The following is a 12,872-nucleotide window of genomic DNA, read 5'->3' on the forward strand; positions in this document are numbered from 1 at the left end:
CAGTGGGCATCAGGCACTGGCTGGAAACATCTGCACGCGGGGCATGCACAACCAGGTCATCCAGACTCGGCGCGCAGCGACGGAACAAGTTCACACTTCACCCCCGCTGGCAACCTGACCTTGGTCGATGCCACCTGCCAATGAGGACTTCAGATTTTTTGCCTTGCCTATGTAAACGCTATCAACAAAAACGCTGTTCATTGTCCGATCCGGCCCTGTAAGCCCTGCGAATAGGCGCTAGACTAGGCGCCTCGGGGGCCAGCGGCCATTTCGATTTTCCAGCTTTTTCGATAAGCAAACCTTATGGATTTCAAGCAACTGCGTTATTTCGTCGCGGTGTATGAGGAAGGCCACGTAGGTCGCGCCGCGGAGCGTCTGTCGATCTCCCAGCCAGCGCTGTCGCAACAGGTTCGCCAACTGGAACAGAACCTCGACGTCAGCCTGTTCGAACGCAGCAGCAAGCGTCTGTTGCCGACCTTGGCGGCCCACACCTTATACAACCACGCATTACCGCTCATTGATGGTATGCAGCAAGCCGTCGAGGCACTGCGCAATTTCAAGGGCCAGGCCATGCGCAGCCTGGCCATCGGCGTGCTGCAAACCGTGCACACCAGCCTGGTACCGCAGATGCTTGAGCGCGTGCGCAAGGCCCAGCCCCATCTGGTGGTGCAGATTTACGAGCTGACCGGGCTTGAGATTGAGCGGCGGTTGCTCAATGGCTCACTCGATATTGGCATCAGCTACCTGCCACCCCGTCAGCCGGGCCTGCATGGCGTGCTGCTGTATGAAGACGAGTTGAAGGTGGTGATACCCGAAGATCATCCGTTGCGCGAGTTCAAGAAAGTCTCGCTCAAACAAGCCGCCGAATTACCGATGTTGCTGCTGGGGGAAGAGTTTCAGGTTAGGCAGATCTGGCAAGGCCAACTGTCCAACCTCGGGCGGCGTCCGCAAGTGCAGGCGGAACTCAATACCATGGTGGGCATTCTCGACAGCCTGCCTCACACCCGCTTGGCGACCGTGCTGCCTGGGCGGTCCCAGGATGAACACAACAGCAAGGCGCTGCTGTGGAAACCCTTGAGCGAGCCCAGGGTACCGCTGAAAGTAGGATTGGTATGCCGCGATGTGCAACGCCAGCAGGCGACGGTGGCGTTGCTGCGTACCCTGCTGGAAGACGTGATGAATGCCCCGCCGGCAACCGCCTGACTTTTTCGCGGGCAAAAGAAAACCCCGCCGAAGCGGGGCTTTGCAGACTGTTTCCCTGACATCCATTTCACTCCGCCGTCCTGGCAGAATCCTACGTGTCCGTGTTGTTGCTTTGCGCTTCCTGCGCGACGTCCATGTGAAGTAGATTAGCCGTGGATCCAATGTGGCGATAGAGGACGATTAGCAGCACGTCATGTAAGAGAATGCTTACACGCCCTCTTCCCCCTTAAAACAGGGCTTCATCCATCAGGAACAGTGATTCGCTACCGGCTTTTACCGATGCACTCAACGAGTGGATACGCGGCAACAGGCGGGCAAAGTAGAAACGCGCAGTCCCCAGTTTGCTGGCGTAGAAATCCTCTTCGCCCTCCTTGCCTAACGCCGCCTTGGCCATGCGCGCCCACATATAGGCATAGGCCATGTAGCCGAACGCATGCAGGTATTCCACCGAGGCTGCGCCGATTTCATTAGGATTGCTCTTGGCGCGGTCCAGCACCCAGGCCGTCAGCTCATCCAGGTTACCTACTGCCACACCCAGCGGCTTGGTGAACTCGGCCAACTCAGGGCCCGATGCGGCGATGAACTGGCGGATCTCATCGGCGAACAAGGTATAGAACGCACCGCCGCTGCCGACGATCTTGCGCCCCATCAGATCCAGGGCCTGAATGCCGTTGGTACCTTCGTAGATCTGGGTGATGCGCACGTCACGCACCAATTGCTCCTGGCCCCACTCGCGGATGTAACCGTGACCACCAAACACCTGCTGGCCGAGTACGGTGGTTTCCAGGCCCAGGTCAGTGAGGAACGCCTTGGCAACTGGCGTCAACAACGCCACCAGGTTATCGGCACGCTCGCGCGCCTGCGCATCGTCGCTGAACTTGGCGATGTCCAATTGCGTCGCCACGTAGGTGGAAAACGCCCGGCCGCCTTCGTTCGCCGCCTTCATGGTCAGCAACATGCGACGGACATCCGGATGCACGATGATCGGGTCTGCCGGCTTGTCCTTGGCCTGTGCGCCTAGCGGGGAACGGCTCTGCAGACGGTCACGGGCATATTCAATCGCGTTCTGATAGGACCGCTCGCCAGAAGCCAAGCCCTGGATACCGACGCCCAGGCGCTCATAGTTCATCATGGTGAACATCGCAGCCAAGCCACGGTTGGGCTCACCGACCAGGTAACCCACGGCTTCGTCGAAGTTCATCACACAGGTGGCGGAGGCCTGGATGCCCATCTTGTGTTCAATGGAGCCGCAGTTCACCGGGTTACGCGCGCCCAGGCTGCCATCGGCATTTACCAGGAACTTCGGCACCAGGAACAGCGAGATGCCCTTGGGCCCGGCCGGTGCGTCCGGCAGTTTGGCCAGCACCAGGTGGATGATGTTTTCGGTGAGGTCGTGCTCGCCACCGGTAATGAAGATCTTGGTGCCGCTGACCTTGTAGGAGCCGTCCGCCTGAGGCTCGGCCTTGGTGCGGATCATCCCCAGGTCGGTACCGGCATGGGCTTCCGTCAGGCACATGGAACCGGCCCACTCACCGGAATACATCTTCGGCAGGTAGGTGGCCTTGAGTTCTTCACTGGCGTGGGTGTTGATCGATACACAGGCACCGGAGGTCAACATCGGGTACAGGCCGAAAGCCAGGCTCGACGAGTTGATCATCTCTTCAACCTGCGCCGACACCGCCTTGGGCATGCCCATGCCGCCGTAGGTCGGGTCGCCGCCCACGCCTACCCAGCCGCCTTCGGCGTAGGTGCTGTAAGCCTGGGGAAAACCGTCGGGAGTCGTCACGGCGCCGTCCGCCCAGTGGCAGCCTTGCTCATCGCCGCCGCGGCTGAGCGGGGCAATGGATTTGGCGGTGACCTTGCCGGCCTCTTCCAGGATCGCTTCGACGGTTTCGGCGTCAACGCTGTCTGCCAATGCCGGTAACTGGGCCCAAGTATCAGCGACCTCAAACACTTCGTTGAGGACGAAGCGCATATCACGCAACGGCGCTTTGTAATCAGCCATGGCAAACCTCGTGAGAACTTGAAAAGTGATTCGATAGGATCGGTTTTACAAACGCCGAGTGTACCCGAACAACTTTTCAGACACATAGGGTCCGTTCGTGACCATTAAGTATTTACCAGTCACACAAGGAAGCTTTCCTGTAGGAGCGAGCTTGCTCGCGAAAAACTCACAGGCGCCGCGTTCATTCAGCAAGCGCGCGTTATCGTTGACGTTCTTCGCGAGCAAGCTCGCTCCTACAGGGAGAAAGCGTCAGCTGGGAGACTCATCAGGCATTCGCTCCCTGCCTCTACCGCAGCACGGTGCATGGCCGTACGCGGCAACAAGCGCTTGAAATAAAAGTCGCAGGTCGCAAGCTTCGCCTGGGCAAACTCTTGGTCGTCCTGGCCGTGCGCCGCGATCGCCATGCGCAACCACAGGTAGGCGAGGATGATGTAACCGCTGTACATCAGGTAATCCATGGCCGCCGCGCCCACTTCATCAGGGTTTTTCATCGCCGCCGTGCCGACCTTCAAGGTCAGTTCGCCCCATTGCTGGTTCAGTTCATTGAGTTGCGCCACATGGGCCTTGAGTTGCGCATGCTCGGCATTGGCCGCGCAGAACTTATGCACAATTTTGGTAAACCCACGCAGCAACTTGCCCTGGCTGCCCAGCACCTTGCGCCCTAGCAGGTCCAGGGCCTGGATGCCGTTGGTGCCTTCATAGATCGGCGCAATCCGTGCATCACGGGCCAGTTGCTCCATGCCCCACTCACGAATATAACCATGGCCACCGAATACCTGCATGCCGTGGTTGGTCACCTCCAGGCCGGTTTCGGTCATGAAGGCTTTACAGATCGGCGTGAGGAAGGCCAACAGGTCCTCGGCTTCCTGGCGTTGGCCAGCGTCGCTGCCAAGGTGCGCGGTATCGAGCAGTTGCGCGGTGAAATAGGTCAACGCGCGGTTGCCCTCGTTGAAAGCCTTCATGGTCAGCAGCATGCGGCGTACATCGGCGTGCACGATGATCGGGTCGGCGGCTTTCTCCGGGGCCTTGGCGCCGGTGAGCGAGCGCATCTGCAAGCGGTCGTTGGCGTACTTGATCGCGCCCTGGAAGCTCGCTTCACCGTTGCACAGGCCCTGCATTCCCGTGCCCAGGCGGGCGTGGTTCATCATGGTGAACATGCAGTTGAGGCCCTTGTTCGCCTCGCCAATCAAATAGCCTTTGGCGCCATCGAAGTTCAACACGCAGGTGGCAGAGGCCTTGATGCCCATCTTGTGTTCGATGGAGCCGCAGTGCACCGCATTGCGCTCGCCGGAGTCGGCATGGAACTTGGGCACGATAAACAATGAGATGCCCTTGGTGCCCGCCGGTGCGTCCGGCAGCTTGGCCAGCACCAGGTGGATGATATTGGCGCTCATGTCGTGCTCGCCGGCCGAGATGAAGATCTTGCTGCCGGTGACCGCGTAACTGCCGTCCGCCTGCGGCACGGCGCGGGTCTTGATCAAGCCCAGGTCGGTGCCGCAGTGGGCCTCGGTCAGGCACATGGTGCCGGTCCATTCGCCAGCGGTGAGCTTGCTCAGGTAGGTGGCTTTCTGTTCGTCGGTGCCGTGGGCGTGGATGGCCGACATCGCACCGTGGGTCAGGCCCGGGTACATGCCCCAGGAGGTGTTGCTGGAGCCGATCATCTCGCTCAACACCAGGCCGAGGGAATGAGGCAGGCCCTGGCCACCGTAGGCCGGGTCTGCCGCCACGCCGTGCCAGCCGCCTTCCACATACTGGGCAAAGGCTTGCTTGAAGCCTTTGGGAGTGGTCACCACGCCATTATCGAAATGGCAGCCCTCTTCATCGCCGCTGCGATTGAGCGGCGCGAGTACGTTTTCGCAGAACCTGGCGCCTTCTTCGAGGATCGCACTGACCATGTCCGGGCTGGCATCCGTGGCGCCCAGGGCCGCGTAGTGGCCGTGGAAATCGAATACGGTGTCGATCAGAAAGCGCATGTCGCGCAAGGGAGCTTTGTACTCAGGCATGGCAATTTCTCCGGCAGCAGATAGGGTTAACCTACTGCCGGCCGTGGCCGTGGACAATCACTGTAGCGCTGCTGAATACACCGCCATTACTCAACCGGCAGCGCTCTGCATGCGCACCGCGCCACGGCGGGTTTGCCCGGCGGCGACCACACAATTACGCCCCGCCCCCTTGGCGGTGTAAAGCGCCTGGTCGGCGGATTTGAGCACCTCGTCGGGGCTGCGTTGTTCGGCCTGGCGCTCGGCCACACCGATGCTTACCGTCACCGACACGCTGGACGCGCCGCTGCCGGCACGGCGCTGGCGGCCTTGATGATCGTCCTGGGGGCGGTCCGGGTTGCGCAACTTGATGTCGTAGCTGGCGATGATCTCGCGGATCTCCTCCAGGTGCGGCATGCACTCATCCAGGGTCTTGCCGGCAAACACCACGGCAAACTCTTCACCGCCGTAACGGTAGGCCCGCCCGCCACCGTTGACCTTGGACAGCTTGCTCGCCACCAGGCGCAGCACCTGGTCGCCCACGTCGTGGCCGTGGGTGTCATTGAAACGCTTGAAGTGATCGACGTCGCTCATCGCCAGCACATAGTTACGCCCCAGCCGCTGCATGCGCTCGTTGAGCGCACGTCGCCCCGGCAAGCCGGTGAGTTCATCACGGAACGCCATTTGATACGCCTCGTGTGCCACCCCCGCAGCGATCATCAGCATCACCTGGCTGCACATGATGTTGAGGGTGAACGGCAAGATGAACGTTTGCGGCAACATCCAGAACATCCCCAGCAGCCCCACCAGTTGCGCGGCGTGCAGCGGGCGCGGCTGGTACCAGTATTGGGCGGCCAGGGTGAGAAAGCCGATCAGGAACATCGGATAGGAAAGTTGGATCAGGCTCATCCAGGCGCCATGCAGCATCGGCCAACGGATCTCCGCCAACCAGCCCAGCAAGGCCTGGGGAAAACTTTGCTCCAGGGCCAGCGCCACACTGCCCACCGCCAGCAGCACCGCACAGCGGGCGACGAAGTCGCGGAACAGATGGGTCTTTTCCTGCCACAGCGCATAAATGCTGAACAGCAAGGGCAACAGCAGGCAGCACAGGTGGAACACCACGGCAGCGTCTTCACGCACGCGGCCATTGTCCCGGTAGAAGTCGGTCTGGGTATCCAGCAGGAAATAGGTGACGTAAACCGTGACCATCAAGAACAGTTCACGCTGGCGTCGATACACCGCGCAGTAGGCGCCGCCGAGCAACAGCACCAGGGTGGGCAGCACGTTGAACAGCGAGGTGAAGAAGACGCTGAGGTCCTTGACGTACGCAGCCGAGAGCCCGGCCAGCAACAGCAGCAGCGAAGGGAGAAAATGGCTGAAACGTACAGCGGACACGCGTGACAAGGGTAAAGCTCCGACCCGCTAACGAATAATGGCACTGTGCCTCCAAGCGATCAGTTAAGCACAACCGACCGACCATGTATCACATTGCCATCACTGTAACGGCAGCGGGTTACAATCCCTGAGTGCATAGCTGCGGTTTTTTATGCACGCCTTCTGTAGGAGCGAGCTTGCTCGCGAAGATCCCCTAGGCACCGCGCTTATCCAGAATGCCCGCGTTATCGTTAACGACCTTCGCGAGCAAGCTCGCGCCTACACAAGTGCAAAAAAACCGCCGCGTCCCGAAGGAGGCGGCGGTTTTCAGAAGGACCCGGTAAGGCTTAGTAAGCCAGGCCGAAATCTTCTTCTTTCATGTCCATCAGGTTGTTGGCGCCCGACAGCATGGTTGCCACGTGGGTGCGGGTACGCGGCAGGATGCGCTGGAAGTAGAAGCGTGCGGTCTGCAACTTGGCGGTGTAGAACGCCTCTTCGCTGGTGCCGGCGGCCAGTTTCTCGGCGGCCAGGCGTGCCATGTCGGCCCAGAAGTAAGCCAGGCAGGCGTAGCCGGAGTACATCAGGTAGTCCACCGAGGCAGCACCGACTTCTTCACGGTCTTTCATCGCGGCCATGCCGACCTTCATGGTCAACTCGCCCCACTCTTTGTTCAGTGCCGCCAGCGGTGCAACGAACTCTTTAACCGCGTCGCTACCTTCGTTGGCCTGGCAGAACTTGTGCACGATCTTGGTGAAGCCCTTGAGCGCTTCGCCTTGGGTCATCAGCACTTTACGGCCGAGCAGGTCCAGCGCCTGGATGCCGGTGGTGCCTTCGTACAGCATAGAAATGCGGCTGTCGCGAACGTTCTGCTCCATGCCCCACTCAGCGATAAAGCCGTGGCCACCGTAGATCTGCACGCCGTGGTTGGCCGATTCAAAACCGACTTCGGTCATGAATGCCTTGGCGATCGGGGTCATGAAGGCCAGCAGGGCATCTGCCTGTTTCTTGGCTTCGTCGTCGGTGCCGTACTTGACGATGTCCACTTGCTTGGCGGTGAAGTACACCATCGCACGGTTACCTTCGGCGAAGGCTTTCATGGTCAGCAACATGCGTCGTACATCAGGGTGCACGATGATCGGGTCAGCGGCTTTGTCCGGCGCTTTCGGGCCGGTCAGGGAGCGCATTTGCAGGCGATCACGCGCATATTTCAAGCCGCCCTGGAAACCGATCTCGGCGTGAGCCAGGCCTTGCAGCGCAGTGCCCAGGCGAGCGGTGTTCATGAAGGTGAACATGCAGTTCAGGCCTTTGTTCGCCGGGCCGATCAGGAAACCGGTGGCCGCGTCGAAGTTCATCACGCAGGTGGCGTTGCCGTGGATGCCCATCTTGTGTTCCAGGGAACCACAGGTGACCGCGTTGCGCTCGCCCACCGAGCCATCGGCGTTAGGCAGGAACTTGGGCACGATAAACAGCGAGATGCCCTTGGTGCCGGCCGGTGCATCCGGCAGGCGGGCCAGTACGATGTGGACGATGTTGTCGGCCATGTCGTGTTCGCCGGCCGAGATGAAGATCTTGGTACCGGAGACTTTGTAGGAGCCGTCAGCCTGAGGCTCGGCCTTGGTGCGCAGCATGCCCAGGTCGGTGCCGCAGTGTGGCTCGGTCAGGCACATGGTGCCGGTCCATTCGCCCGACACCAGTTTGGTCAGGTAAGCCTCTTGCTGCTCGGGGGTGCCGTGTTCGGAAATAGTGTTCATCGCGCCATGGGACAGGCCCGGGTACATGCCCCATGACCAGTTGGCTTCGCCGACCATTTCGCTCACGGCCAGGCCCAGGGATTCCGGCAGGCCTTGGCCACCGTGCTCCACGTCGTGGGCCAGGCTTGGCCAGCCGCCTTCGACGAATTGTTTGTAGGCTTCTTTGAAGCCCGCTGGGGTCTTAACGCCTGACTCACTCCAGGTACACCCTTCGATGTCGCCCACGCGGTTCAACGGTGCCAGTACTTGCTCACAGAACTTGGCGCCTTCTTCGAGGATGGCGTCGACCATGTCCGGGGTAGCGTCCTGGCAAGCCGGCAGGCTCTGATAGTGCGCTTCATAACCGAGCAGTTCGTCACGAACGAAGCGAATATCACGCAAGGGGGCCTTGTAGTCAGGCATAGCGATAAACCTCTGCTGATGTAACTGGGATGAACAACCGCATGGATTTTTTATGGCGGTCAAACAGGTGTTTGAAACATACGTTTACGACCCAGGGTTGTCAAGCGTCGGCCAGATGCCGTTTGTCTTGATGCGGGTCAGCGCCAGGCACGGCGAGGCCTGGCGGGATGCCTCATGGATTTAAGGACGAGAAGAATGTCGCAGAACGACTGTGGGAGCTGGCTTGCCTGCGATGCAGGCGCCATGGTGTATCAGGCAGTACGCGTTGATGCTATCGCAGGCAAGCCAGCTCCCACAGAGAGAAGCGGGCGTGCGATAGAGAAGTTAAGCGTAAGTATCGATCAGCGTACCGAGCATTTCATCCGAAGCCTTGGCGACTTTCGCCCCCAGCTCGACTTGAAACTTGCCCTGGGCCATTTCCACCATGTTGCTCGCCGAATTGGACGCTTGGGCGCGGTCATTGGCTTGCAGACGGTCGCTTTGCGCGGCCGATGGCTGGGTGGTCGCGGCGCTGGCAATCTTGCCGGCCGCCTGGTCGACACGGTTCTGCCCGGTCTGAATGCTGCTCAGGCCCGAATAAAACGCGCTGCTTCCAGAGATTTCCATGGCGTAAGCCTGCCTTTAGAGAATCGTGAAGCCCGATTGAACCAGACATCCTGGCAAAAGGCCCGTCAAAAACACTAATGGCATATTGCCTTAGCGATAGCCAAAATCAGTCAAGCAGGTCCAGTTCCAAGTACTCGGCCACCGCGCCAGCCCCGGCGTGCTTGAGTTTCGGCACTCGCCCCAGGCAAGGCGCGGGCAGGCGCTCAGCCAGGGTGGCGAGGTTTTCTTCCAGACGAGAGGTCTTGGGGTCGATGATATTTGCCACCCAGCCCGCCAACGGCAAGCCATCCCGTGCGATGGCTTCGGCGGTGAGCAACGCGTGGCTGATGCACCCAAGGCGCACGCCTACCACCAGGATCACCGGCAGTTTGAGCGCCATGGCCAGGTCCGACAGGTTGGCCTGGTCGGCCAAGGGCACGCGCCAACCGCCTGCCCCTTCGATCAAGGTGAAGTCCGCGCCCCGTGCCAGGATCTGCTGCATCGGCTTGAGCAGCGATTGCACCGTGAGCCCGACGCCCGCCTCGCGCGCTGCCAGATGCGGCGCGATAGCTGGCTCGAAGGCCACCGGGTTGACCTCGGCATAACTGAGCGGTACTGAACACTCGGCCAGCAACGCCAACGCATCGGCATTGCGCAGCCCCTGGGCCGTCAGTTGGCAGCCCGACGCCACCGGCTTTCCGGCGGCCGTGCTTTTGCCGGAAAGCCTGGCCGCATGCAACAGGCCGGCGGCGATGGTAGTCTTGCCAACATCGGTGTCTGTACCGGTGATGAAGTAAGCGGCGCTCATAACGGTTTCTCCAGTACGGCATACACCACTTGGTACGTGGCGGGCAGGCCCTGGGCCTGGCGGAACTGCTCGTAGGCCTCTACCAGCGCGACAATCCGCGCACGGCCCGTCAACCCTCCCGGGCGGCCTGGGTTGAGGTTGTGGGCGCCCAATGCCTTGAGTTCATGGGTCAGGCTGCGCACATCGGGGTAATGCAATACGTGGGGCTGTCGCTCCAGGCTGATCACGCGCAAGCCACTGGCCGCACACCGTTGCTGATAAACCTCGAAGGTGCGGAAGCGATTGACGTGGACCAGGCCGTCCGCCGCCCGCCAACTCTCTCGAAGCTCATCCAGGGTGCCTACGCACAGGCTGGCAAAGGCCAGCACGCCACCTGGTCGCAGCACACGCCGGGCTTCGCTGAGCACCGCATCAAAATGGGCACACCACTGTACCGCGAGGCTGGAGAAGAGCAGCTCAACGCTGTCAGCTATAAGCGGCAAGCGTTCTGCATCACCGGCTATAAAGTGCGCGGCGCCGCCCAGCGGACGCGCGTGGTTGAGCATGCCCTCGGCAATGTCCAGCGCCACACCTTGGCTACCGGGCAAACGCTCGCCCAGTACGCGGCTGAAGTAGCCCGTGCCGCAGCCCATGTCCAGCCAACGCTGTGGCGCCAGGCCGTGCGGCAAACGGCTGAGCAGTTCATGCCCGACCGCACGCTGCAACTCGGCCACACTGTCGTAACTGGCCGCCGCACGGGAGAACGAGGCCGCAACCTGGCGCTTGTCCGGCAAGCCCCCTGGCAAGGGCGGGTGGGATAGGTCAGTCATCAACACACTCATGCAAAAAAGCCTGGATGGCCCCGGCAACTCCGTGAGGGTCTTCCAGAAGAAACGCGTGACCGGCCTGTTCAATCAGGCCGATTTCTACATCGGGGAGCAAGGCCAGCAGGTCACTGGCGGCTTCGGCAGGCACCAGCCCATCCAGGCCGGCAAACAGGTGCAACTGCGGCCCACGAAACGCCTGCAAGGCCGCCCGCGTATCCAGTTGGGCCAACAGCTCCAGGCCGGGCATCAAGACGCTGGGGGAGGTATTCGGCGCACCGCTGACCAACAACCGCGACAAGCCGCGCGGGTCTTCGGCACCCTTGGCGCACAACAGCCCAAAGCGCTTGAGCGTGACCTGGGAATCGGCATGGCAGCCGGCCAGAAATGCGTCGAAGGTTTCCGTAGGCATCCCATGGGGCCAGCCGTCATGGGCGACGAAACACGGGTTGCTCGCCAGAGTCAGCAAGCCACAGCACCGCTCGCCACGGCGTGCCGCCAACTCGGACGCGAGCATGCCGCCCAGCGACCAGCCCCCGAGCCAGGCATTGTCCGGCAGCGTCGCATCGAGCTCATCGAGCCATTCACCGAGTTCGCTGGCCTGCAGCGCCGGCAAGGGTTCGATCTGTACCTGTAAATGCTCGTTCAGGCCGTGCAGCGCAGCGGCCAACGGTTCCAGCGGTGACACACCCAGGCCCCAGCCCGGTAGCAGGATCAGTCGATTACGCATAGCCGGGCTCCGAGGCGTCTAACAAGCGAAAACACACTTGCAACCCGTCTAACAATAGCTGCACCTGCGCTTCGCTGTGGGCCGCCGTCAATGTCACCCGTAGACGGGCACTGCCGGCGGGCACGGTCGGTGGGCGAATGGCAGTCACCATCAGGCCGCGCTCGCGCAGCATCTGCGAGAGGCGCAGTGCCCGGGCGCTGTCGCCAATCAGGATCGGTTGGATCGGCGTAAAGCTGTCCATCAACGCCAGGCCTATCTGCTCGGCGCCGCGACGGAACTGGCGGATCAACGCGTTGAGGTGCTCGCGTCGCCAATGTTCGCTGCGCAGCAGTTCCAGGCTTTTGAGGGTGGCGCAGGCCAGTGCCGGTGGTTGGCTGGTGGTGTAGATATACGGGCGTGCGAATTGGATCAGGCTCTCGATCAAGTCCTCACTGCCGGCCACGAAGGCCCCGGCGGTGCCGAACGCTTTGCCCAAGGTGCCAACCAGCACGGGCACGTCCTCCTGGCTCAAGCCGAAATGCTCGACGATGCCGCCGCCGTTGGCGCCCAGCGGGCCGAAGCCATGGGCGTCATCCACCATCAGCCAGGCCCCTTTGGCCCGGGTTTCACGGGCCAGCGCGGGTAGGTCGGCAAGGTCGCCGTCCATGCTGAACACACCGTCGGTGACCACCAAGGTATTGCCGGTGGCTTTCTCCAGGCGCTTGGCCAGGCTGCCCGCGTCGTTATGCAGATAGCGGTTGAAACGCGCACCGGACAGCAAACCGGCATCCAGCAAGGACGCGTGGTTAAGCCGGTCTTCCAGTACCGTATCGCCCTGCCCCACCAGCGCCGTGACCGCGCCGAGGTTAGCCATGTAGCCAGTGGTGAACAGCAAGGCACGCGGGCGACCGGTCAAGTCAGCCAGGGCTTCTTCCAACTCATGGTGCGGTGTGGCGTGGCCCACCACCAAGTGCGAAGCGCCACCGCCCACGCCCCAGCGGGACGCACCGGCGCGCCAGGCTTCGATCACTTGCGGGTGATTGGCCAGGCCGAGGTAATCGTTATTGCAGAAGGCCAACAACGGTTGCCCGTCCACCACCACGTGCGGGCCTTGGGGGCTCTGCAGCAAGGGGCGCTGGCGGTAAAGATGGTCGGCACGGCGGGCAGCGAGGCGCGCGGCGAGATCGAAAGACATGCTGGCCTCGATTTAACAGGTTCAACTCAATCCAATGGGGGAGCTGGCTTGCCTGCTA

General features: G+C 61.5%; 10 protein-coding genes. 1 reads left to right on the forward strand and 9 read right to left on the reverse strand.

Going from position 1 to position 12,872, the window contains the following annotated elements; all coding sequences use genetic code 11:
* Positions 1-303 precede the first annotated feature (303 nt).
* Positions 304-1,203 (forward strand): LysR family transcriptional regulator, encoded by a 900-nt coding sequence (locus GIV26_RS23060; protein ID WP_034128841.1) that lies wholly within the window; start codon positions 304-306, stop codon positions 1,201-1,203.
* A gap of 226 nt (positions 1,204-1,429) precedes the next feature.
* On the opposite strand, the gene GIV26_RS23065 is transcribed toward GIV26_RS23060, so the two are convergent.
* The 9 genes from GIV26_RS23065 to bioF all read right to left on the reverse strand — a co-directional run bounded on the left by GIV26_RS23065 (position 1,430) and on the right by bioF (position 12,814).
* On the reverse strand, positions 1,430-3,208 hold the full coding sequence (locus tag GIV26_RS23065) for an acyl-CoA dehydrogenase C-terminal domain-containing protein (protein ID WP_034128842.1): 1,779 nt from the start codon (positions 3,206-3,208) through the stop codon (positions 1,430-1,432).
* Positions 3,209-3,441: 233 nt separating this feature from the next.
* Positions 3,442-5,211: an acyl-CoA dehydrogenase C-terminal domain-containing protein gene (locus GIV26_RS23070; protein WP_057976568.1), complete on the reverse strand. Its 1,770-nt coding sequence runs from the start codon at positions 5,209-5,211 to the stop codon at positions 3,442-3,444.
* Positions 5,212-5,301: 90 nt separating this feature from the next.
* Positions 5,302-6,591, reverse strand: a complete 1,290-nt coding sequence (locus tag GIV26_RS23075) for a GGDEF domain-containing protein (RefSeq protein WP_236282354.1) — start codon at positions 6,589-6,591, stop codon at positions 5,302-5,304.
* 317 nt (positions 6,592-6,908) lie between these two features.
* Complete coding sequence (locus GIV26_RS23080; RefSeq protein ID WP_236282355.1) at positions 6,909-8,714, reverse strand: phenylacyl-CoA dehydrogenase; 1,806 nt, start codon at positions 8,712-8,714, stop codon at positions 6,909-6,911.
* A gap of 324 nt (positions 8,715-9,038) precedes the next feature.
* Positions 9,039-9,320 (reverse strand): hypothetical protein, encoded by a 282-nt coding sequence (locus GIV26_RS23085; protein ID WP_034128847.1) that lies wholly within the window; start codon positions 9,318-9,320, stop codon positions 9,039-9,041.
* A 106-nt stretch (positions 9,321-9,426) separates the two neighbouring features.
* Positions 9,427-10,107: a dethiobiotin synthase gene (gene bioD, locus GIV26_RS23090; RefSeq protein ID WP_034128848.1), complete on the reverse strand. Its 681-nt coding sequence runs from the start codon at positions 10,105-10,107 to the stop codon at positions 9,427-9,429.
* Positions 10,104-10,916, reverse strand: coding sequence for a malonyl-ACP O-methyltransferase BioC (gene bioC / locus GIV26_RS23095; RefSeq protein ID WP_181124752.1), 813 nt, complete (start codon positions 10,914-10,916; stop codon positions 10,104-10,106). The genes bioD and bioC overlap by 4 nt, the downstream gene beginning before the upstream one ends.
* Positions 10,909-11,640, reverse strand: coding sequence for an alpha/beta fold hydrolase (locus GIV26_RS23100; protein WP_054896778.1), 732 nt, complete (start codon positions 11,638-11,640; stop codon positions 10,909-10,911). Before GIV26_RS23100 ends, bioC begins: the two co-directional genes overlap by 8 nt.
* A complete protein-coding gene (bioF, locus tag GIV26_RS23105) occupies positions 11,633-12,814 on the reverse strand; it encodes an 8-amino-7-oxononanoate synthase (RefSeq protein ID WP_236282356.1) in 1,182 nt (393 codons plus the stop codon). The genes GIV26_RS23100 and bioF overlap by 8 nt, the downstream gene beginning before the upstream one ends.
* Positions 12,815-12,872: the final 58 nt, after the last annotated feature.

Source organism: Pseudomonas sp. PA-1-3F (assembly GCF_021609665.1).
GTDB lineage: Bacteria > Pseudomonadota > Gammaproteobacteria > Pseudomonadales > Pseudomonadaceae > Aquipseudomonas > Aquipseudomonas paracarnis.